The organism is Ramlibacter agri (assembly GCF_012927085.1).
In the GTDB taxonomy this organism is placed as follows: Bacteria; Pseudomonadota; Gammaproteobacteria; order Burkholderiales; family Burkholderiaceae_C; genus Ramlibacter; species Ramlibacter agri.
Genome location: NZ_JABBFX010000004.1, coordinates 1 through 23,511 on the forward strand (window position 1 = coordinate 1; position 23,511 = coordinate 23,511).

The window sequence follows — 23,511 nt, forward strand, 5'->3', positions numbered from 1 at the left end:
GGGCGTGCTGCTGGACGCGGGAGCCGAACTGCTCCCCACAGCCTGCGGTGCCTGCTCCGGCTACGGCGGCAGCATCCCGGACGGCGCCAACGTGGTGGCGACCACCGCGCGCAACTTCAAGGGCCGCATGGGCTCGGCGACCGCGCAGGTCTACCTGGCCTCGCCGTACACGGTGGCAGCCTCCGCGCTGCGAGGCCGCATCACCGACCCGCGCGAGGTGCTGGCATGAGCGACAAGGACCAGCACAAGGTCTGGCGCCTGGGCGCCGACATCGACACCGACCAGCTCGCCCCCGGCGCGTACATGAAGCTGGGCATCGACGGCATTGCGCCGCATTGCCTGGAGGTCGTGCGCCCCGAGTTCGCAGCCGCGGTTCGGCAAGGTGATGTCATCGCCGCCGGCCCCAACTTCGGCATCGGTTCCTCGCGCGAGCAAGCCGCCGGCGCACTGGTGCAACTGGGCGTGCGCGCGGTGATCGCCCCCAGCTTCAGCGGCCTGTTCTTCCGCAACGCCTTCAACCTCGGACTGCTCTTGCTGACCTGCAAGGAAGCAGAACAACTGAACGAAGGCGAACAGGTCACGCTCGACCTGCAGCAGATGCAGGTCGTAACCGCAAATGGTCGGCAACTGGCCTGCGACCCCATCCCCGATTTCCTGCTCGACATGGTGCAGGCGGGTGGCCTGATGAACACGTTGCGGCGCCGCCTGCAGCAGTCTCCCTCGACCCGAGCCGCATCATGAGCAAGTCCCCCGCACCCAGCCTCGTCCGCAACCAGCCGCTGCCCGAAGGCACGCCGCACGTGCCGGTGGTGATCGTCGGCGCCGGCGCCTGCGGCCTCACGACCGCCATCCGCTTGCGCGACGCCGGCATGGACTGCGTGCTGCTGGAACGCGACCAGGTGCCGCAAGGTTCCACCGCGCTGTCCTCGGGTTTCATTCCCGCTGCCGGCACGCGGCTGCAGCAATCCAAGGGCATCGAGGACTCGCAGGCGCTGTTCGCCGAAGACGTGGTCGCGAAGACCCACGGCGAGGCCGCGCCGCACCTGGTGCAGGCCTACACCCGCGCCGTGCCGCAGGCGATCGACTCGCTGGAAGCGCATGGCATCGTCTTCGAAGTGCTGGAAGGCTTCCTTTACCCCGGCCACCGTGCGCTGCGCATGCACGCCGTGCCGCAGCGCACCGGGGCCGCGCTGGTCGCGGCGCTGGAGCGGACGGCGACGGCAGCCGGCGCGGACATCCTCACCGAGGCGCTGGTGCGCGAGCTGTGGCTGGATGGCGATCGCATTGCCGGCATCGGCTACGTGCGGCCCGATGGCGGCATGGAACACATCGCCTGCGACGAGGTGGTGCTGGCCTGCAACGGCTTCGGCGGCAACCAGGAGATGGTGCGCGAACTGCTGCCCGAGATGGCGAACGCCGATTACGGCGGCCACGTGGGCAACGACGGCACCGCCATCGCCTGGGGCAAGCAGCTGGGCGCGCGGCTGGCGGACCTGCGCGCCTACCAGGGCCACGGCTCCTGGGTCATCCCGCAGGGCGCCCTGATGACGTGGGCCGTCATCATGGAAGGCGGCGTGCAGATCAACGGGGAGGGCAAGCGCTTCCACGACGAGACGCACGGCTACTCCGAAGCGGCCGTGCACGTGCTGCACCAGCCGGGGCGCGTCGCCTGGAACGTCTTCGACGAGCCGCTGCTTGCGTTGGCCCGCACCTTCCCCGATTTCGTCGAGGCCGAGAAGGCCGGCGCGCTGCGCACCGCGCAGAACGAGGACGAACTGGCCAAGCTGCTTGGCTGCGACCCGCGCGCGCTGCGCGAGACGCTGGCAGGCGTCGCCGCCGGCCGCACCGACGCATTCGGCCGCAGCTTCAAGCGCGCGCTGGCCGCGCCTTTCCATGCGGTCAAGGTGACCGGGGCGCTGTTCCACACCCAAGGCGGCCTGGACATCGACGAGCAGTGCCGTGTGCTGCGCACCGACGGCACGCCGCTGCCCAACCTGGTCGCCGCCGGCGGTGCGGCGCGGGGCGTGTCGGGCAACGACGTGTCCGGTTACCTGTCCGGCAATGGCCTCCTCAGTGCCGTGGGCGGCGGCTGGGTGGCTGCGGGCACCGTCATCGATCGCTTGAAGGCCTGAGAGCGACGCCGGCGCGGAATATTGCGCGCCGCGCCGGGGAGGGCGGCAGGCGCGCTCAAGCATAATTCCGGCGATGCGCCAGATCGTCCTCGACACCGAAACCACCGGCCTGTCCGCCGAAACCGGCGACCGCATCATCGAGATCGGCTGCGTGGAGCTGCTGGCCCGCAAGCTGACCGGCAACAACAAGCACTTCTACCTGAACCCGGAGCGCGACTCGCACGAGGACGCGCTGAAGGTGCACGGCATCAGCAACGAGTTCCTGCGGGACAAGCCCAAGTTCGCCGCCGTCGTCGACGAACTGATGGAGTACTGCGCCGGCGCCGAGATCATCATCCACAACGCCTCGTTCGACATCGGCTTCCTGAACAAGGAGCTGGAGCTGCTGGGGCGGCCGCCCTTCACGGGCCACGTGTCCAAGGTGACCGACTCGCTGGCCATGGCCAAGGAGCTGTTCCCGGGCAAGCGCAACAGCCTGGACGCCCTGTGCGACCGGCTGGAAGTGGACAACTCCGGCCGGACTCTGCACGGCGCGCTGCTGGACGCGGAGCTGCTGGCCGACGTCTACATCAACATGACGCGCGGCCAGGACGCGCTGCTGATGGACGTAGCGGATTCCGGCGCCGTGGGCGCCATCGTGACCCGCGTCGACCTGCGCCAGTTCACGCTGCCGGTGCTGCTGGCCAACGACCAGGAAGCGGCCGAACACGAGGACATGCTGAAGCAGTTGGACAAGGCGAGCGGCGGCAAGACAGTCTGGCGTCAGGTCCCTGTTTCAACTGTGGCATAATCGCTTTCTTCGCTGCACAACAGCAGCGAAATCGGGTGATTAGCTCAGCGGTAGAGCACTGCCTTCACACGGCAGGGGTCGCAGGTTCAAACCCTGCATCACCCACCAATCTCAAGGCCTCGTAAGTCAATGATTTACGAGGCCTTTTCAATTCTCAAGGCGTCCCGATCGTTCCCTCATTGGCCCGCTTGGCTGTCGAAAATGCGGCTTCGCGACAGTTTTGCGCCAATGCCCTCCTGTACCCGCCGCAAGGCTTTTTCAGGAGAAATGATCGATGGCTACCTTTGCAAAGCGCACTTACCAAACCTGGCGCGTGAAGTCCGAGAAGTCGGGCGTCCGTCAGCGCACCTTTCCCACCGAGGAAGCCGCACTGACCCATGCGCGTGAACTCGCCGATGCCGGCTTCTCGGATGCGAAGGTCGTGGCGTTTACTTCCACATCGTGGCAGGTGCGCATCCGCACCGAGCTCGTGGGGGAGTTGACCAAGACCTTCAAGACCAAAGCGGAAGCGTCACAGTGGGCCAAGGAGCGGGAAGGAGAGATCGCCAAGCGCGAATTCGTGGACTACCGAACCGCGGACCAAACCACCCTCGGACAGCTGCTGCAGAAGTACGAATCGAAGAAGCTCGGCGACAAGCCTGCTGATCATCCCGACAAAAGTCGGGTGCACAAGCTGTGCCGCCACCCGATCACCAGGTTCAAGATGTCTGTCATCCAGCCGAGTGACTTCGCTACCTATCGCGATCAGCGCCTCAAGGGTGAATTCGTGGAGCGAACGGCATCGGGGGCCGAGATCCGGTGGGACGCGGTCAAAGGGGCAACGGTCAACAAGGAACTGGAGCTGATGGCGCGGGTCATCGCGCTCGCGCGCAAGGAATGGCACCTCCACCTGGCAAGAAATCCCGCATCTGGACTGTTGGTCAAACGCGTCGAGCTCACCGAGGCGGACGAGCGCGACCGCCGGCTGCACACCGAAGCAATGCGGGAGAACCTGGTCCCGTCCCGCGATCGCCGTAAGAGCGCGGACGACGAGTTCGAACTCGACCCCGAGACCGACGAACTGCTGGCGATGAGCCAGACGGAGCAGCAATTGCTGCTGCGGGCTGCCAGGTACCCCGAGTGGTTTCGGCCACGAAAGAAAGTAGTAACGGTGGCCACGTTGCGGGCCCGCAAGAAGGCTCAGGAGAAGCCGCGGATCAAGACCCGCTTGAGGCGCAGCGCGAAGGTGTGGCCGATCATCAGCTTCGCGATCGAAACTGCGATGCGGCGAGGAGAGATGCTCAAGCTTCGCTGGGAGTACGTGTATCTCAAAGACGGTTACCTGTTGCTGCCCGGAAGCATCACCAAAAACCGGAAGAAGCGGCTGGTTCCCCTGAGCCTGCGTGCGAAGCGCATCCTGCAAACCCGCCCGCGTACGTCTGAGTTCGTGTTCGACACCACGAAGGACACGATCAAGAAGGGGTTCGAGCGTGCCAAGCAGCGCGTCAACGTCGAAGACTTGCGCGTGCATGACCTTCGCCATGAGGGCACCAGTCGCCTTTTCGAGCGCACCAGCCTGCGGTCTGAAGAAATTGGGCACATCACGGGTCACAACGATCCGCGCATGCTCAAGCGTTACTACAACATGCGGCCGGAGGAGTTCGTCCAGCGCTTCCAGAGCTCCTTCGTCAAGTGACATCCAGGCCCGCGCTGTTCGGGCGGGCAGGACGCGGCGCAAATAGTGGCCGAGTACACCGGGTACAGCCGGTACAGGCCGTATAGGCGGTACAGGCGATATAGGCGGTACAGGCGGTACAGGCGGTACAGGCGGTACAGGCGGTACAGGCGGTACAGGCTTCGCCGTTCAGTGTGACAGCCATTGAGCGGGTCAATCCCCGCGCCGGTATTCCCACCACAGAAGCGCCAATCCCACCGCGGCCGGGCCGCAGAGCACGAGAAGATACAGGACTTCCATCAAGTACCCCCAGGAAAGCAACGTCATGTTGGTCCTTCCTGCTGGGCCCGGTCCCTGAGCTCCTGTAGCCACGAATGCATGCTGTCAGAGTCAAGGTTGTCGAGGGCGAAGGTCGTGGGTGGATTGCTGGCGATGGCCGCGGCCTCAGCGGCTGCGCGAATCAAGAGAGCCCTGGGCGAGAATTGCAACTCGTGGGCGAGGTCCACTGACCCACACCGCGCCAGGGCGATCACACTGGTGATGTCGAGCGCCAGCAGTCGTGGGCCTGCACATTCGCCGCATAGGGTGGCTTGCTGCCAATCGACCAGTTCCCGCAGTTTCCCGGGTTTCCCGCACTCCATGCAGGTGTGCATTGCCTTCTCGCGCGCTTTCCGCAGCAGGCCCTGAACCACCCGGTCTGTGGTCTCTGACTGGACCTGCAGCAGCCCGTCCTCCTCCCACCCTCCGTCGATCCGGATCGTGCAACGTTTCGAGCACGAAATGACAGCCAACCGGAAGCGGAGTTCTCCGTACAGCCGCTGCCACCCCAGAGGAATTCGCTCGACGTGAAGGTTCAGCCGGTTCCAGCTGTCCGTAAACGCGTTGCGATCCTGGAGCGCGGTGTCGCACATCATCTGTTCAGTTGTCACGTTACTCTCCGTAGGGGTGCGCTGAAACAAAGCCGATCGGATGCCTGGATCGGAAATGCCGAGTCGGGACGTCAGCAACCTGCAGTTCGCGACGACCCTGCGCCACGGCCGCGGCGCAGGCATCTTCGAGCGCGTGCCACACCTCACGGGCTGTGCGATTGAGAAGAGAATCGATGACGGCCTGTGGCAAGTGCTCCGGGAAGCTCTCCGCCCACGGCTCACGCCTGCGCAAGGCGCGGAATACGCTGCGCACAACGTGTACGCACTCGTCGTCAGTGGGCTCCCTCACTTCGAAGATGCGAAATCGCGATCGAAGTGGCCCATCGACCTCGGAGAGATCGTTGCTGGTGCCGATCCACTGCACGTGAGATGCGTCGACCTTCAGCCCAACGAAGGCGTCTTGAAAGTGGCTGGCCGAGACGGGTTCTAGCAGGCCTAGTAGAAAGTTCGCGCCGCCGTCGCTGTTCAGAGCGCGCGTTTTATCGATCTCGTCAAGCAGCACGACTGGCGAGAGGTATTCGCACTGCAGCGCGTTCCAGACGACCCCCGGCTTCCCTGTGCTGTAGCCCGCATCCAATCCAACGATGCTGAAACTCGCACTGAGGCTCGACATGTCGACGCGCGAGATTGGCATCCCCACCCACTTTGCGAGTCGCTCGGCAAAGGCGGTCTTGCCGCATCCCGCCGGGCCATTTAACAGAACCGGCGGCAGCCGAAACTCTGCACCGGCCACGCTACCGGCCAGTACGGCGCGCTTCCATACGAAATCGAGCACAGACCCGAAATGCGGGAATTCATTCCTTAGTTCCTGAAACTCCACTGAGGATCCAGGTGCCCCGAGTCGACGCATCTGTCCTGACATTGCAGCCCGTTCCAGTGTCTGAACAAGGCCTTCGCGTACGTCTTGCCGTTGCTTGCGCGCCCAGGCCAGCCGCTCGGTCATTTCATCGGCTTGGTAGAGGGGACGAAGGTGGCACAGGCGCCTGCCGTCATCAACTGCAACGTCGTGTTCAGTGGCGTCTTCACGTTTCCCCGCGTCCCTCGCATCGCCGGTGGCAACCGTGATCTCGGGCGCTGCAGATAACTTGAGGGGCACTTTGCTGGCGAGCGCCCGAACCGCGGCAAGCTGCAAAGCGAGATCCCGATCAGCCGAGCGACCTGCACGCATGCGTTCCCCTCGCACTTGCACCGCTGTCATTTGAGCTTGCGAAAGCAGGTCTCGCGCGCCCGCCGCGCCCGGGCGCAAGCCGATGTGGCCCTTGCTGACTGATCCGCGTGCGACTTGTGCCTCTGGCCCCTTTCGCACCAGGAACTTCTTCAGGCGCCGGATCACCTCGCGGTTGATGCTCCTTTGCACTTTCACGCCTCGCCGCGATTGAGGGCCCGCATGCGGTTGTAGTACCACTCCCTGCGCTTCCAGATGTCTTTTGAGTGGCCATGGGGCCCGGGGTGGACGTGGATAGCGCATTCACGCCTGAAGTTTTTCGCTTCAACCACGTGGACGCGCTTGCGACGAAGATGCTCGACCAGGCGCTCCATCACGGCGTACGCGCTGAGGCCGTCGTAGATCAGCGAATAGCAACGGCGCCGCTGCTTTTTCGTCACCGGCGGCTCGGCGATGGTGCCGCAAATGCCGACCACCCACTCGAATTCCTCGAGAAGAGTACGACTTGTTTGGGCGATCTGCACGCGCAGCCGGTACACCGGCCGGCGCCCCGACTTCTTTCCGAACTTTTGGCGAGCGATGTGGATGCAACCCTCGCCATCCAGAATTCCAGCCGCCCATCCGATGTCCGCCTCGTTGGGGGTCGTGCATTTGCTGTACGGACTCATGAGGAATGGCTTCTTCAGTTTGCCTACCGTAGCGAGCATCTCGTCGACGGTGCTTGCTGCGGATCGCGCTTGCGAAACTCCGTAGGCTGTGCCATCGAGATTCATGGGGTGCATGTCCAGACGGGCAGCGGTTGAAACGGTGGGCGGAGTGGCAGACGCGGTCGCAAGCTTCATTCGATCTCCTTTATGTGCGTTGAATGTCGCGTATATGAATCATGAGTCGTTTAAGAGATTCATGCAAGCGCAATACATCTCGCGCATCGTCTCTATGTCGCGTTAATGCAACATTTGGGGCGTATATTCGGACAGCAGAGGAGACCTCGGATGATTCGCTTTCACTTGGCTAAGCTCATGGCCGACAAGGGCTTTACGGAGCGGCGCCGAATAGAGATCGGGGAGATTTCGGTGGCGACCGGCATTCACCGCAGCACGCTTTCGCGCGTCCTCAACAAACCGGGGGTCAACCTCACAGCTGACAACATGTCTCGGTTGTGCGGGTTTTTTGGATGCACGCTAAGCGACCTGGCGGAGTACGTGGATGATGTTCCGCCCGCGAGTGCCTCCGAGATCGCAGCGCGTCCGACAAAGCAGCCGCCGGCATCCAAGCGCGTAACCGCGAAGAAGGTGCGAGCGGCCAAGGCGCGTCCAGGAGCCGCGTGATGAACTTGCCCGCAAACCCTGTGTCTGTGGCGCCGGTGTCGTCCACTTCGCTGCCCCGCGTCGGGATGCTCGCCACGGTGCGCAACCGTCGCGGCGTGGTGTCCGCCGTTGAGCCATTTGCCGCGACCAAGACTTCCGAACTTCTCCATCTGGTCACCATCGAGTTCAGTGACGCCGATGGAGATGCGGAGGAAACGCTGCTCTGGGAACGTGAGTGTCGGCCGGTCGTCCTGGAGCCTAACGCCCTGCCGCGCGCGGGTGTCGAGGCTCCGATGCACATGCGGGACTTCCTCGCTCTGCAGCGAGCCACACGCTGGACCGCTATTTCTCCGTTCCTGTCGGCTGATTCGCCGGGCCGGCGCGGCGATTCGGTGGCTACTGCGCCTGTCTATGGGGCTGTGAGCGCGGACGATTTTCAGTTGGTGCCTCTTGCACGAGCCATGCGTATGCCGCGCGTCTCTCTGCTGTTGGCCGACGACGTCGGATTGGGCAAGACCGTGGAAGCGGGGATGATCCTCGCCGAACTGGTGCGCAAGCGTCGCATCAGACGTGTTCTGATCCTGACGCCCGCCTCGCTGCGCACGCAGTGGCAGCAGGAAATGGAGGAGAAGTTCTCTCTGGGGTTTGACATCGTGGACAAGGCTGCCACGCACAAGCTACAGAAGGACATGGGGCTGGATGCGAATCCGTGGCGCGCGTTTCCCAGGATCATCACGTCCTATCACTACCTGCGACAGCCTGACGTGCTCGAGCAGTTCATTGCCAATTGCCGCACTGCGCAGGCCCACCAAGGCGCGCAGCTTCCCTGGGACCTGCTGATTGTTGACGAGGCGCACAACCTGATGCCCTCGAACTTCGGGGAAGACAGTGACCTCGCTGAGATGCTGCGTCTTCTGACCCCATGGTTCGAGCATCGCCTTTTCCTCACGGCCACACCGCACAACGGTCATACGCGGTGCTTCTCCGGGCTGCTGGAGCAACTCGATCCCGTCCGTTTCACGCGCACGCCCGAATTCACGGGCAAAGAGCGCCAGATGATCGGGGATGTGTTGATCCGCAGACTGAAGAGCGAGATCAACGCGCAGGACAAGGAAGCCGGACGTCCTCCAAGGTTCGCCACGCGCTACCTGGAGCCTTTGCCGCTGTACCTGCCCAAGGTCGAGAAGGAGTTGGCGACCTCCGTTCGGGCGTTCTGCGCGGCGCTGAAGCGCCAGATTGTTGCTGCACCGGAAGCTCGCACAGTCTTGAACTTCGCGATCGAGGTGCTTCGTAAGCGGCTGCTTTCCAGCTCTGTCACGTTTGCGGACAGTTGGCTGCGCTTCAAGGCTGGATTGGCGGAGCAAGAGACTGCGCAAGCCGGCGAAGTGCTCGCCGCAAGACGGGCCCTTGAAGAAGACATCGATGACGACCAGGAACGCGAAAGCCGGAACCTCCACGCGAGCCACGTGGTGGGGGCGTGGATGCATCCCTACCTGGGATCGTTGACTTCTGAGGTGGCCGCAGTTGACGCGGCGTTGAAGGCCCTGAAGCTGGATCAACTCCCTGTTGTCAGCAAGGTGCCGGCCGTGGACGCGCGTTTCGATCGGCTGATGGAGCTGGTCAAGCAACGCCTGCGCAACGCCGACGCCTGGAATCGCAGCGAGAGACTGATCGTCTTCACCGAATACAAGACGACGCTGGACTACCTGGTGCACCGGCTCGAACGCGAGTTCGAAGCAGGAAGCGGCGCGATCATCCAGCTCTATGGAGGCATGAGCGACGAGGACCGGGAGCGCATCAAACGCGACTTCAATGACCCTGATTCGCCCGTACAAATCCTGGTGGCCACCGACGCTGCATCCGAGGGTTTGAACCTTCAGCATACGGCACGCCTGCTGATGCACTTCGAGATCCCGTGGAATCCGTCCCGGCTGGAACAACGCAACGGCCGTATCGATCGCCACGGCCAGTCACGTGATGTGACCATCTATCACTTCGCCAGCGACGATGACGCCGATTTGACCTTTGTTTCCCGTGTGCTGGAAAAGGTCCATGAGATTCGCGAAGACCTCGGCTCCGTTGGTGAATTGTTCGATGCCGCCTTTCAACGCCGGATGATGGAGCTCAATGAGGACAAGGAGGTGTTGTCGGACCTGGAGCGGGAGATCAGCACGCGCCAGCGAGCCTCTGATGATGCACGGATTCGAACCAGGGAGCGAGGAACAGAGGAACGGGCCCGGCTTGTGCAACTGCTGGCCGACCTGGACTTGAGCCCTGAGACGCTGCGGGAAACCCTTCGAATCGCCTTGGGTGTCGGGTCTGCGCAAGAGCCGCTGGAAGGCCCGGATGCTCGTGGTCGTATGCGCCTTCGCACACCGCTTCCACTGCGCTGGCAGGCCGTCGTGGACGACAGCCTGCGGTTGCGTGCAAATAAGGGCATCTCCGGTGCAATGCCCTGGCTGGTTTTCGACAACCAGCACTTCATCCACACCGTGAACGGACGCCCAGTGTTTCGTCCATCCGCGGACACGGTTTTGCTGCACCTGGGCCATCCAGTCATGCGGCAGGCGCTGACGTCGTTCGCTCGCCTGCGGTTCCCGGGCGGTCAGAATGATTTCACCCCTCCCAGTCGCTGGGTGGTGACGAGTGGTGAAGTTCCCTCGGGCGCTGATGCCTTGCTCGTACTGACGGTGGAGGAGATGGCCGTCAACGAGCTGCGCGAGACATTCCACCACTGGGTTCGAACCGTTGCCTTTCCGGTCAAGGCCGGGGATCTGGGCGCGGAACTGCCTTACGCCGGTCCGCACGCTGCACTCCATCCGGGTGTGGAGAACCCAGATGGCTTGTCACGCGCCCGTGAGATCTGGGACGACATCGACCACTCCGTTCGCACGTGGATCAGCGCGTACCGTAACCGGCTGACCGAAACGATTGGAATCGAGCTCAATGCTGCCGGGGTTGAAGCTGCCGCGCATGAAAAGGAGGCCTTCGAGCGACGCATTCGGGAGGTTTCGGCGCTTCAGCGCGATCAGAGCATTGACAAACTCAAACGCGAGATCGACGAACAGCGCACGGCATCGCTGCAGTATTCGCTGCTCGAGGATGCCAACGAGTTAGCCGAGCGTCGCCTGCGCGATCTGCAAGACGAGCTCAAGCGGCGCCAAGGACAATTCGGCGACCTCCTTGAAAGGCTGCAGCAAGAGCGTGATCGCATCCTGCGGCACGTCGTTCCGAATCGCTTCAGCCTGCGTTCCACCGCGCAGGTATTTCCGGTGACGGTCGAAGTGAGATTGCCGGGGGAGAAGGCGTGAACGACAACATAGAGTGGTGGAGCAGCCTGAATCACGGTGGGCTGCTGATCTCACCCGAAAAGACGACTACGCACTTTGGAGCAACGCTGGCTCCGCTTGCCTTGTGGCAGATAGAAAAGCTCAGGCGCGCGCTGACTGCTTTCGACGGTACCAACGAGCGCCTCAGTGCCTTGCTGGATTTCATGCTTGAGGATCTGTCGGGTCTGCCGGAGCCCGAATGGCAGAAGGCACAAGGTGTCGAGGCGCGATGGACTCTGCGTAGTTTCACCGGCGCGCAGGTGAAGCCACGTCGCTTGTGGCAGGGGTCGCAGGGGGAAGTGCTGCCCGTTTTCGTTCCGGAAGAGGGTGCGTCGCGGCAGTTCGCCAGCCGGTTGGGAGTCGGCCGTTCACGCCAGCTGCTCAGTCGAGTGGTGGAGTGGCTTCGACAGAAGCGCCAGTCCCTGGCGCTGGTGACAAATGGTCGCCAGTGGCGTTTGGTCCACGCGGGACAGGACTATGAGGCCTGGTGTGAGTGGGACATTGATCTGTGGTTCGTGGAGGGCATGCCCGGTCCTCAGGTGTCGGCATGGCGGCATCTGCTCTCCCGCGATGCCTTGGCAGCGCCTTCCGGCCAAGCGCCCGGGGTACTGCTTGACGCCGTTCTCGCTTCCCGCAAGGGACAGGCCGATCTGTCCGCAGTCTTGGGTGAGCGTGTCCGCCAAGCCGTGGAGGAACTGATCACTGCATCGCACAGCGCGATCGAACAAGCCCAGCAAACCGGCACCGCGCCGGCCTATGCAGACCTGTACGTGGCCGGTTCGCGCATCGTGATGCGCTGCATCATCACGCTCTTCGCCGAAGCGCGGAACCTGCTGCCAGTGGACAACCCGATCTACCAGCGCGCCTACAGCCTGGAAGGCCTGCGCCAGCATCTGGACCGCCGTGCCTCGGGCCGTGGCAACGAACGCCTGTCTCAAGGCCGCAGCGCGTGGCCGCGGCTGATGGCGTTGTTCAGGCTGATCCATGAGGGCTCATCGCACGAGGCCTTGCCCGTGCCGCACTACAGCGGCGCTCTGTTCGCTTCGGGCGACGAGGAGTCGCAGGATGGCATAGACCGCGCCCTGGCCTTGCTGGAAGGGCCGCAGAACGCTGTCTCCGACCGCCAGGTTCAACGCATGCTGCGACTTCTCACGCGCACCCGGGTTCGCGTGCGCCAGGGTCGCAGCAACAAGCTGGTTGATGCACCGGTGGACTTCTCGGCGCTGTCGTCCGAGTACATCGGCATCCTGTACGAAGGCCTCCTGGACTTCGAGTTGAAGCAGGCCGCTGTCGATGATCCGGTCATCTTCCTAGCCGTGGGCAACGAACCGGCCTTGACTCTGTCGCAGTTGGAGGGCATGGGTGATGCCGTGATCAAGCAGCTGTTCGACGCCCTCAAAAAGAAGGACAAGGCCGACAGCGGCGGCGACGAAGAAGCAGGGGGTGGTGACGAGGACTCGGGCGACAGTGAAGCCGACGACGAGGTTGGCACCGATGCAGAGGCCGACGAACCCGATGTTGCATCGGAGCCCGAAGACGATGCCTCGGCCGCGTCTGCCGACGACGAATTGGCTCTCAGCCAAGACCATCTCCAGCGTGCCCAGGCCTGGCTGGAGAAGGCTGCCGTCATTGCCGGCCTGGTTAAAAAGCCCCGTGGCCGCCGGCCGGCCGGCGCCACCGGCGGAGAAGAAGCCGAGGCCTTGGCCACGGCCGCACGCAGCCTGTGCGCCCGCTTGGTGGCCCCTGGTCAGTTCTACGTAGTGCGCTGGGGCGGCACGCGCAAGGGCGCTGGCACGTTCTACACCCGTCCGCAGCTGGCCGCACCCACGGTGCGGCGTACGCTGCAGCCGCTGGCCTATGAGGCCGTGCGTACCGAGGTGGACCCGCGCACCGGCCTGACCGAGGTGGTGGAGTGGCAGCCCAAGCGCCCCGAGGACATCCTGGCGCTCAAGGTGTGCGACCCGGCCATGGGCTCTGGCTCCTTCTTGGCCGGCGCATTGCGCTACCTGACCGATGCTCTGGTGGCCTCGCTGTACCACCACAAGCTGATCGAACGCGCGGAAGACGGCGGCGTGCCCCGCATGGCCGACGGCCAGATCAGCGAGGTGCTGAGCGACGAACTGCTCAAACTGCGCCCCACAGACGAGGGCTTCGAGGACGCGCTGCGCGCCCAGCTGAAGCGGCACATCGTGGAGCGTTGTCTCTATGGCGTAGACCTGGACCCGCTGGCCGTTGAATTGGGCCGCATGGCCCTGTGGGTCGAAACCATGGACCGGGACTTGCCCTTCGGCTTCCTGGACCACAAGTTCAAGGTGGGCAACGCACTGGTAGGCACATGGTTCGACACCTACCGTGACTACCCGGCCCTGGCCTGGGAGCGCGAAGGCGGCGACAAGGACTACCAGAAGGACAAGCCGCAGAACCTGGTTAACCACCACTACACCGACGCCAAAGGCAAGCAGCGCGGCGACAAATTCACCGCCGCAATCGCTGCCCGCGCCAAGGCCGTACCGGAGCAATTGGCCAGACAGCTCAGTGGCCAGATCGCCCTGGAAGGCGGCTTGGAAGCCAGCGAGGTGCACGATGAGCTGCTGAAGGTGTTCAAGAAACTGCACCGCCTGCCCGTGCACGACAGCGACCGCCGCGCCAGCGTCTACCGCGACGAGGTGCTGGCCAACCCGCACTACCACGCGCTGAAGGCCCGTATGGACCTGTGGTGCGCTCTCTGGTTCTGGCCTGATGAGCAGGTCCAACTCGCTCCGCTACCAATGCAGTTCGGGCAGCCCGAAGAGGCTGCGTTGGTGATCGCAGCCAAGGTGGCCGAGGAGCTGCGCTTTTTCCATTGGGAACTCGAGTTTCCTGATGTGTTCACTGCCAAACAGTCCGGCTTTGATGCCGTTCTGGGGAACCCGCCTTGGGAAACCATGCAGCCGAACTCCAAGGAGTTCTTCTCCAACCATGACCCTCTGTATAGGGCGTACGGCAAACAGGAAGCACTAGAAGCGCAGCTGGACTACTTCAGGAAGCACTCACGCCTCGAACATGACTGGCTTTCCTATGTTGCCGGTTTCAAGGCTTTTGCGAACTGGATGAACAACTGCGGTGCCCCATTCGGCGATCGCGTTAGCACCACCAGTGATGGGAAACCGAAGCATGACCTGAATCTTGGCGGTCGAGGAAAGGATGCCTTCGCCGCATCTCATAGGCTTCATGAGAAGTGGTTAGTGGAGCGAAGGAAGCGAAAGGGTTTCGCCGATCGAACGCACCCCTTTGCAAATCAAGGCTCCGGAAAACCCTATCTTCAAAAGATGTTTTTGGAGCTGAGCCATGCACTGGTGCGCCCGCATGGGCGCATGGGCATGATCGTGCCCAGCGGCATCTACACCGACAAAGGCACGACCGACCTGCGCACGCTGTTCCTGGACCACTGCGACTGGCAATGGCTGTTCGGCTTCGAGAACCGAGAAAAGGTCTTCGACATCGACTCGCGCTTCAAGTTCTGTCCGCTGGTGGTCCAGAAGACCGGTACGACCCAGGCCATACGCGTGGCCTTCATGCACCGTAACGTAGACGACTGGGCCAGCGCTGAGCAGCACGTCTTGGCCTATCCCAGAGAACGCGTAATTGAGTTCTCTCCGAAGTCAAAGGCAATCCTTGAGATCCGTAGCGAACGTGACCTGCTCGTACTTCAAAAGGTCTACTCTCGGGGGGTCTTGCTTGGAGGTGAGGGCGCAGAGTGCTGGGGGGCGAAGTATCGGCAGGGGGACTTCAACATGACGTCCGATTCAAGACTTTTCCCCCCACGATCCAAGTGGGAGGAAAGAGGCTATCGGCCGGACGAACATGGACTTTGGCTCAAGGCGCTTTGGCATCCCTATGGCGGGCCCTCCAGCATCCTCAATCGCCAGAAAGGCCTGATTCTCTCCCGAGATGGGACCCACGCTGTTCACGTGAAAGATGTTGAAGATGTAGCACTCCCGCTGCTAGAGGGAAACATCATCGATCAGTTCCAGACCTCTTCGAAGGGCTGGGTTTCTGGTAAAGGTCGATCAGCGGTCTGGCGTGACATCCCGGCGGAATCGGAGGTGCTTGAGCCACAGTACCTTATCGGGGTCCGAGAAGCAGCTTCCAAGACGTACAAGACGGGAGATCTTGCGGGAGAACCGAAGTGGCAGCCTGTGCCAAAGCTGACCTTTATCGACGTCACGTCGGCAACAAACGCGCGCACTGCTCGGGCGACTTGCACCCCATTCCTGCCGTGCGGGAACACCTCCGCAATTTTGGAAGTCGACGAGAACCTGTTTGCGCTCGCTGTCGTCATGAATTCTTTTGTCTACGACTTTGTCGCTAGAGCAAGGTGTGGCGGTTTGCACTTGAACTGGTTTGTCGTAGAGGAAACGGTACTTCCGAAGAAGTCTCTAGCTGCCGAGCTTGAAGGCATTGGACAAGCACTCATTGCGCATTCGGTCCTCTTCTCGTCTGTAGTTCAGAAACCGGGGCGCGAGTTCGCGACATCGCCAGCCGAGCGACTTCGTCTACGTTGCATTGCGGAAGCACTGATTGCCGACCATCTATCGCTGTCCATGGACGACATGCGGTACATCTTGGCGGGTTGCGACTTCCCTGTCAGGTGGTTGAATGACGAGTTCACTGGGAAGCTGGATCCGAAGGGATTTTGGAGAATTGACAAAGCATTGGACCCCGAGTTGCGCCTATCCGTGCTGTCCATGATTGCCTTCCAAGATCTATGCAACCAAGGTCGGAATGAGTTCCTTTGTCAAAACAATGGCAAAGGTTGGGGCCTTCCAGATGCAGTACGGCTAGCCGACTATGGCCTGGGACACGACGGACGTGCAGGCGACTTTCAGCCAGTCGCGGAGAGATTGAACACGCACTTCGGCAGCGCTCAAGCGAGCGTTGAGACAGAACGCCGCGCAAGGGCGCGCGCGGCACACGCTGACTTGATCAAGCAGCTCGTTCCCCTATCGAACGCCTCCGTGAGGAGAGGCGAGCCTGGCGAAGGTAGCAGCGAAGATCTTCCACAAGGAGCGCTTTTCTAATGCTCAACCCCATCACGTACACGGAGCAGGTTGTCGGCGACTTTCTGCGCTACCAACTCAGCACCTACGCCTTCGCCGACGCCGGTCTATACCAGCAAATGCGGACGCTGCTCAATCTGGAGCACACCCGCAACACGCCACTCCTGAAGGGGCCGTACATCTCGCTGTCGCGCACCTTCCAGCAAGGCGCCACGCTCGAGCAACTGGTGAAGGAAGGGGTACTGCATAGCCACATCCGCCACCTGTCGCCTTACCCGGCGGCCTACCGGCACCAGGAGCAGGCCTTCCGCGCCATCCACGCCGGCCAGCCCACGCTGGTGGCAACGGGCACGGGATCGGGCAAGACCGAGTCCTTCCTGTTCCCCATCATCAGTCGCTGCCTGCAGCTGCGCGACGAGGACGCCACCGCTGGTGTCACCGCCGTGATCGTCTACCCGATGAACGCGCTGGCCGAAGACCAGTTGCAGCGCATGCGCGCGCTGCTGGCCGGCACAGGCGTGACCTTCGGCATGTACGTCGGCAAGACGCCGCAGAAAGAGTCCGACGTGGTGGGCGTGCGCCTGCCCCCGGGCAGCACTGCAGCCGACTACCAGCACAAGCTGACCGATATGCAGACCAAGAAGCAGGACGTGGCCCTGCACCCGGCCGAGGAGCGCACCAGCCGCGAGGTCATGCGCACACCCGGCCAGCAGCCACGCATCCTGCTGACCAACGTGAAGCAGCTGGAGCTGCTGCTGACCCGCCAGCAAGATTTGGAGTTGTTCGACAACGCCCGGCTGGAGTTCATGGTCTTCGACGAGGCCCACACGTTCACCGGCGCGCAAGGTGCCGAGACGGCCTGCTTGATCCGCCGGCTGCGTGCCTACTGTGGCAAGGACCAGGGGAGCACCACCTGCATCGCCACCTCGGCCACCATCGCCGACCCGGTCAAGGGCCTGGATTCGGGGCGCGAGTTCGCCAGCCGCTTCTTCGGAGTGGATGGCCAGAACGTGGCCCTGGTGGGCGAGAGCTACGAGGCCGATGTTTGGGGCACGCCGCGCACCCCCAGCCCGCCGCTGAATGGAGACCAATCTGCCCAGCTGCAGACGCTGCTGGAGGTGCTGTCGCTGGTGGATCGGGAAGCTGCCACCGAAGGCGATGTGCAAGCCCTGCGGGTATGGTTCACCACCGCCACGGGCAGCCGCCTGAAGGCTGGCCCCTGGCGCGAGGCCATCGGGCACTGGATGAGCCACAACGAGGTGGTGTTTCAGGTTGCAGAAGCGCTGCGCCGCCCCCGGGCGTTGGATGACCTGCTTGTGAATCTCGGCGGCAAGGTGGGCCGGGCCATCTCGCAAGAAGAAGTCTTGGTGTGGCTCGCGCTGGGCGCCGCCGCGCGCCAGGGCAATCGGCCGCTACTGCGCCCGGTGGTGCACGGGTTTGTGCGCGGCGTCAGCGGTGCCGTTGTTACCTTCCCGGACCAGGGCAAGGACTCCAAGCTTTGGCTGTCGGCCGAAGATGCGCTGGCTGAAAACACCGAGCTGCATCGCTTTCCGTTGCTGAGCTGCACTACCTGCGGCCAGCACTACTTTGAGCACGGGCTCGAAGATTTCGACTTCACCGGTGCGCATCCTGGCGGCGGTGCGGCTGAGGGTAAGGGGCGCGTCTGGCGCGGGGCGGACCTCACGCTGGGCGGCATGCGCGCGCTCTCACTGGACCACCAGGTGGGCAGCGATGCCGATGAAGAACCCGTTCGCACTGAATCACTGTTCGCCTGCCGATACTGCGGAACCGTGCATGACGACAACGTGGCCGAGTGCGTCGGCTGCGGCCGAAACAAGGCGCTCAAGCCGCTGTACTTCGTGCAGCAGAAGGATGAGCACAAGGGCAAGCTGACGCGCTGCGTGTCCTGCGGGGCCGCAGGGCGGCGGTTCAGCGGCAACTACCGCGAACCGGCCCGTCCGGTGCGGGCCACTACGGTGGCTGATGTGCATGTGCTGGCCCAGAGCATGATTCACCGGGCCGAGCGCCGCCGCTTGCTGGTGTTCGCCGACAACCGGCAGGACGCCGCATTCCAGGCTGGATGGATGCAGGACCGCTCCCGCCGCTACCGCTTCCGGGAATTGATCTACCAAAAGCTCAAGCAGGGGCCGGTCTCGGTCAGCGACCTTACCTTGTGGCTGGACCAGCACCTGGACGCCGACGATGAGTTGTCGCGCGCGCTGATCCCCGAAGTGTGGCGAGTCGAACCCAAGTCAGAGACGGGTCAGGCCCACGGCCAAGAGCGCAAGTGGTTTCTGCGTGTGCAGATCCTGCGCGAGCTGGCCATCGGCGGCCGGCAGCGCCTGGGTCTGGAGCCCATGGGGCGCCTGAAGGTGGACTACCTGGGGCTGGACGGGGAGCGGCCCGAAATCAAGCGCTGGGCCGCCAAGATCGGTTGCGAATCCGAGGCGCTGGCCCAAGGCGTGGCATCACTGCTGGATGCAGCGCGGTCGCGGCGCATGCTGTTTGACAGCGTCACCGGCGTGTACTCCAAGGTCTGGCTGGACGGTGAGTTGCAAGTCATGAGGGGCTATCTGCCTTCGATGAAGGGCGTTCCCTCGGCACTGAAGTTCCAGCGTGACGGGCAAGACGACGAGACCCGCATCAAGCAATGGTTCAGTACCCATGCCACGGTGGCGCGGCAAGCGGCTGTGGCCTGGGGCGTGCCAGCAGCGGAAGCGGGCGAGTTCCTCAACGACATGTGGACGCTGGTCGCCAACGAGCTGTTGTTGCTGGCCCAGGTACAACTAAAGGGTGCGCGCGGCAAGTTGCTGCCCGGCTGCGTGGGTGCCCACCAGGTGGACGTGGACCGGCTGAAGATGCGGCCGGCCCAGGGCATGTACCGCTGCCAAACCTGTCGGCGCCTGCACAGCCGGCCGAACCCGACGCTGTCGTGCATGGCCTGGCGCTGCGCTGGCAAGCTGGTGCTGGAGCCGGAGAACGCGGACGACTACGACCTGCTGCTGCTGGACCAGGAGTTCGCGATGCTGCGCGCGAAGGAGCACTCGGCACAGATCCCAGGCCCTGACCGCGAACGCATTGAAAACGCCTTCAAGGGCGACAACGAGCGCATCAACACCCTGGTGTGCACGCCCACGCTGGAGATGGGTGTGAACATCGGCGCGCTGGACGCGGTGTTGATGCGCAACGTTCCCCCGCTGCCAGCCAACTACTGGCAGCGTGCGGGCCGTGCAGGGCGCCAGTTCCGCATGGCGTTGGACATCACCTATGCCCGCGCAACCAGCCACGACCGTGCCTACTTCAATGAACCGTTGAAGATGTTGGAAGGACTGGTGGAGCCGCCCAGCTTCAACCTGCGCAACCCCATCATGGTGGCCAAGCATGTGCATGCCACGGTGCTGACGGCGGTGTTCAAGTTGCTCCGCGACAAGGCCCTGCCACAAGCCGCGCTGGATGAACTCCAGGACGCCGTACGCAGTTGCCTGCCGCAGCAGATCAAGACCTACCTGTTCACGCCTGAGGGCATGGTGCGCCAGTCACCGATGAAGGTGACCGCGCTGGAAACGGTGATCCTGCGGCACCGCAAGGCATTGCTGTCGGCCGTGATGACCGCTTTCCAGCAGGGTTGGCCTGCGGCGGATGCCGAGGTCGTCAACCAGGACAGCGTGGAAGCCACCATCGACGGGCTGGCGAACGAACTGCAGGTGGTGGTGGACCGTCTGTTCCAGCGGCTGCAGTGGGCCTTGAACCAGTTGGAGCGCCTGCGCAAGGTGGCAAGCGCCAAGGGCGCATTGGACCCTGACGAGGAAGCCCTGCGCAGCCGATGCGAACGCCTCGTCAAGAAGCTGAAGGGTGAGGCCCGCCGCCGCGCCAACCAGGCTGAAGGCGTGGACGACACGAACACGTACGGCGTGCTGGCAGCTGAAGGTTTTCTGCCGGGCTATGGCCTGGACACAGGTGCGGTCAGCATCACGCACATTGCGCCGCGTTTTGGGTCGGACATCTCCGACTGGGAACTGCGCCGCAATAGCGCGCTGGCCGTGCGCGAGTATGTGCCGGGCAACCTGATCTACGCCAACGCGCACAAGTTCGTGCCGCGGACCTTCCACCTGGTGCCGGAAGAGCCGGTCGTACTTGCGGTGGATCTCGCCAACGAGTCGATCCAGGAAACCGGTGGACTGGGCAAGGCGACCGCGCCAACGCAGGCTGAATCGGTGGGTGTGTCCAGCATCTTCGGCGTGCAAGTGTGCGACGTGGACGCGCCGCACCAGTCCTACATCTCGGACGACGAGGACTACCGCTTCCAGCTGCCGGTGGCCGTCTTCGGACAGGACCAAGGGCGACATTCCGGCGGCAAGGCCTACGAGTGGGGGGCGGCCACGTTGCACCTGAAACACGGCCTGCACATGCGCTTGATCAACGTGGGTGCGGCATCGCAGGTCCGCTCCACCGGGGAGATGGGTTACCCGGTTTGCATGGTCTGCGGCCAGAGCCGTTCGCCGATGAGCACGCTCAAGGAGCTGGACGCCTTCAACGAACATCACATCGAGCGCTGCGGGAGGCCGATCCAGAAAGTCGCGTTCTACGCCGAGGTGGTGGCTGATGCGCTGGTGATGCCTGATTGCGTGTCCAAAGAGGCCGCGTACAGCGTGATGGAGGCCCTGCGCCAAGGCGCCGCGGGTGTGCTGGACATGGAGATTTCGGACCTGCAGGTACAGGTGCTGGGCAAGCCGGGATCGGACAAGTTCGATGCGCTTTTGTATGACCCGATGCCTGGCGGCTCGGGCCTGCTGGAGCAACTGCTGGAGCATTGGCAAGCAGTGGTCCAACACACCCTCGCGTTGGTAGAAGACTGCCCGTCAGCTTGCGACACCTCGTGCATCGACTGCCTGCAGAATTTCCGAAACTCGTTCTATCACGAACACCTGAACCGGCATGTGGCCTTCGAGCACCTCACGACCTGGGGCGATGCACTCGCCCTGAGCCACGCGATTCCTGCCGTGCTGCCGGACGACAACCAGCTGAAGAAGCCTGGCAACCCTCCCGAGCAGCAGTTGGTGGCCATGCTCAAGGCGGCCGGTCTCACGAATTTCGAGACCGAAAAACCCATCGCGCTGTCGGGTGGTGTCACTACCCGGCCGGACGTCTACTTTCATGCGCCCAACGACCAGTACGCGGGCGTTTGCTTGTACCTGGACGGCATGAGCGAACACCTGCATGGCAACGCGCAGACAGCTGCGAAGGACAGGCAGATCCGCGCAGAGCTGCTGAACACCGACTACGAAGTGGTGGCTATCCAGTACCAGGAGCTTTACGACAAGGTCGTGATGCGCTCCCACATGCGTCGCATCGCCAAGGCGGTTGCGGGAATGAAGAAGGCGCGGGAGGTGGAGGCAAACGACGCTTGGTTTGTCGGGGCGGTCTCCACAAAAGAAGTCGCGAAGAGCGACGCCACCACGGCAACGATCTATCCATTCCCGGTTATCTCGCCGGCGGCAGCCAATTTCGAGGCCTATCGCAATTGCGTTCCGTTTAGCACGCTCAAAGCCGCTGCTGGCGGGTGGAGCAAGGAGCAACAGGGGCTCGATGGGCAGGCAAGCCATGCCGCCGAGTGGGCACTGCTTGACGGCATCAAGGTTTTGCCGGGCATGTTCGTGGCTCAGGTTGTCGGGCATTCCATGGAGCCGCTTGTCCCGTCGGGTAGCTATTGCCTCTTCCGACCTGTGCCAGAAGGCAGCAAAGAAGGCCGGAAGCTGTTGATCTGGCATGAGGGATTGACCGACCAGGAGACGGGCGGGCAATTTACGCTAAAGGTCTACCACAGCGAAAAGGCCGCAGGTGAAGAGGGCGGCGAGCCGGCCAATCAGAGAATCGTGCTCAAGCCACTCAATCCCGCGTATAGCGACATCGTTCTGGAACCGCCAACGGACGGGTCTGTCCGGGCGGTCGCTGAATTCGTTCGGCTTGTTTGACAAAGGCGAGGGAACGCGTCTGCGCGGTCAGCTTCGATAGCGTTGGTGGTCGACATCGTGGCTGCGCCGCATCCAAGTGGCGTCGGCATCGACACTTCATCGACGGCGAAGTCCTTCGTTTCCGATGCGACCGTCGAAAGCGAGGGCTGCGTGGCCCTCAGCTCGGTCCCGTCATGAAGCGGCATCGCTCACGGAGTTGAGCGCTGCGACGGTTGCTTCCCGCGCCGGATGAATTCGAGGGCACAACGGGGCGCGAACTCCCTCCATTTTGCGGCGAGAGGACGGGGGGAGAGAGAGCCGAGGTTTCGCGCTCGGAATGCTTCGCCTGCGAGATCTACGTTGCCGATGCGGATTCGGTCGCGAAGTCGCTGAGTCTGGGTTTACGCTGCGATAGCGTTGAAGACTCCGTCATCGAAGCGTGTCTGCGATGTCGAAGAGCTGTCTCGGCATCGAAGTTCACGAGATCGATGAGGGCTCCGGCGCCGGCGGGCTCGGCGGCGGACTGCGCACCTAAGAGGTTTCCCTGTCCGGGAAGCCAATGGCTCCCGGAAAGACTACTTCTGAAGCCCCAGATCAACGTCCGGAAGGTGCGCGGTGGCATCGCATGGGGAGTCGCCCGACTCTGACCTGGACCTGATAACTGCCCACACCCGATCCAGGAGCTGCCTGTCCTTGTCGGACAAACGGAAGAGATCCTGTGACGACATCGCGAATGCCGCCGGTCCGTCGCTTTGCATGACCGTGAGAACCAGACCACCCAAGACAAACTTGAGACGCTTGTATTCCTGCATTTGCTGGTTGCGCTGACGCCGGCGGGCCCGCGCCTCGTCCTCCGCCACGGCCTGGGCGAGCTGTGCCCGCGCCTCATTGAGCCGCGCGAGCGTCTTTCGGCGCTTCTCCTCCAGCTGGCGCAGCTGGTCCCGCCTCTTGGCGGCGGTCTTGCCGATACCCCTCTCCTCATCGGCGCTGGGGCCCTGGTTGCTCGGTTTGTCTTCCATCGTCGTTCCTCCTTGAAGTCCGTTCTTGGACGACATCAGGATAGGTAAGAAGCGGAACGCCACGCCGCAATGGATACAGGTTCAGAGGCGAAAAGTTTGGCGCTTTATCGACGGCATCCCGGCGCGGGGGCGAGTGCCCAAAGAAAAGCACGCGCTCGCAGGCCAATTGGCGCCGCGAAGGGGGTTTATGTAGTTA

General features: G+C 63.1%; 13 protein-coding genes and 1 tRNA gene. 10 read left to right on the forward strand and 4 right to left on the reverse strand.

The window, feature by feature from the left end; genetic code table 11:
- The 6 genes from HHL11_RS29960 to HHL11_RS29985 all read left to right on the forward strand — a co-directional run.
- A partial coding sequence (locus HHL11_RS29960) for an aconitase family protein (protein ID WP_240980337.1) occupies positions 1-229 on the forward strand: 229 nt, incomplete at its 5' end.
- Positions 226-741, forward strand: a complete 516-nt coding sequence (locus HHL11_RS29965) for a LeuD/DmdB family oxidoreductase small subunit (RefSeq protein ID WP_169422332.1) — start codon at positions 226-228, stop codon at positions 739-741. The genes HHL11_RS29960 and HHL11_RS29965, both read left to right, overlap by 4 nt.
- Positions 738-2,132 carry an FAD-dependent oxidoreductase gene (locus tag HHL11_RS29970; protein WP_169422333.1) on the forward strand — a complete coding sequence of 465 codons (1,395 nt, stop codon included), beginning with the start codon at positions 738-740 and terminating at the stop codon, positions 2,130-2,132. Before HHL11_RS29965 ends, HHL11_RS29970 begins: the two co-directional genes overlap by 4 nt.
- Positions 2,133-2,205: 73 nt before the next feature.
- The gene (dnaQ, locus tag HHL11_RS29975) at positions 2,206-2,922 is read left to right on the forward strand and encodes a DNA polymerase III subunit epsilon (protein WP_169422334.1); all 717 of its coding nucleotides are present in this window, start codon (positions 2,206-2,208) and stop codon (positions 2,920-2,922) included.
- Positions 2,923-2,955: 33 nt separating this feature from the next.
- Positions 2,956-3,030 (forward strand) — tRNA-Val (locus HHL11_RS29980).
- A 166-nt stretch (positions 3,031-3,196) separates the two neighbouring features.
- On the forward strand, positions 3,197-4,597 hold the full coding sequence (locus HHL11_RS29985) for a site-specific integrase (RefSeq protein WP_169422335.1): 1,401 nt from the start codon (positions 3,197-3,199) through the stop codon (positions 4,595-4,597).
- A 302-nt stretch (positions 4,598-4,899) separates the two neighbouring features.
- On the opposite strand, the gene HHL11_RS29990 is transcribed toward HHL11_RS29985, so the two are convergent.
- The 3 genes from HHL11_RS29990 to HHL11_RS30000 are packed head-to-tail and all read right to left on the reverse strand — an operon-like array spanning position 4,900 to position 7,512.
- Positions 4,900-5,505, reverse strand: coding sequence for a hypothetical protein (locus tag HHL11_RS29990; RefSeq protein WP_169422336.1), 606 nt, complete (start codon positions 5,503-5,505; stop codon positions 4,900-4,902).
- 1 nt (position 5,506) lies between these two features.
- The gene (locus HHL11_RS34890) at positions 5,507-6,868 is read right to left on the reverse strand and encodes an AAA family ATPase (RefSeq protein ID WP_169422337.1); all 1,362 of its coding nucleotides are present in this window, start codon (positions 6,866-6,868) and stop codon (positions 5,507-5,509) included.
- Positions 6,865-7,512: a hypothetical protein gene (locus HHL11_RS30000; RefSeq protein WP_169422338.1), complete on the reverse strand. Its 648-nt coding sequence runs from the start codon at positions 7,510-7,512 to the stop codon at positions 6,865-6,867. The genes HHL11_RS34890 and HHL11_RS30000 overlap by 4 nt, the downstream gene beginning before the upstream one ends.
- A 150-nt stretch (positions 7,513-7,662) precedes the next feature.
- Between HHL11_RS30000 and HHL11_RS30005 the strand changes: the two genes are divergently transcribed.
- Genes HHL11_RS30005 through HHL11_RS30020 form a run of 4 tightly spaced genes read left to right on the forward strand, consistent with a single transcriptional unit; the run spans position 7,663 to position 22,317 of the window.
- A complete protein-coding gene (locus HHL11_RS30005) occupies positions 7,663-7,998 on the forward strand; it encodes a helix-turn-helix domain-containing protein (protein WP_169422339.1) in 336 nt (111 codons plus the stop codon).
- Positions 7,998-11,288 carry a DISARM system SNF2-like helicase DrmD gene (drmD, locus tag HHL11_RS30010; protein WP_205964757.1) on the forward strand — a complete coding sequence of 1,097 codons (3,291 nt, stop codon included), beginning with the start codon at positions 7,998-8,000 and terminating at the stop codon, positions 11,286-11,288. The genes HHL11_RS30005 and drmD overlap by 1 nt, the downstream gene beginning before the upstream one ends.
- The gene (locus HHL11_RS30015; protein WP_169422340.1) at positions 11,285-16,366 is read left to right on the forward strand and encodes an Eco57I restriction-modification methylase domain-containing protein; all 5,082 of its coding nucleotides are present in this window, start codon (positions 11,285-11,287) and stop codon (positions 16,364-16,366) included. The genes drmD and HHL11_RS30015 overlap by 4 nt, the downstream gene beginning before the upstream one ends.
- Complete coding sequence (locus tag HHL11_RS30020) at positions 16,366-22,317, forward strand: DEAD/DEAH box helicase (protein WP_169422341.1); 5,952 nt, start codon at positions 16,366-16,368, stop codon at positions 22,315-22,317. The genes HHL11_RS30015 and HHL11_RS30020 overlap by 1 nt, the downstream gene beginning before the upstream one ends.
- Positions 22,318-22,871: 554 nt before the next feature.
- Here HHL11_RS30020 and HHL11_RS30025 read toward each other — a convergent pair.
- The gene (locus HHL11_RS30025) at positions 22,872-23,315 is read right to left on the reverse strand and encodes a hypothetical protein (protein WP_169422342.1); all 444 of its coding nucleotides are present in this window, start codon (positions 23,313-23,315) and stop codon (positions 22,872-22,874) included.
- Between the last annotated feature and the right edge of the window lie 196 nt (positions 23,316-23,511).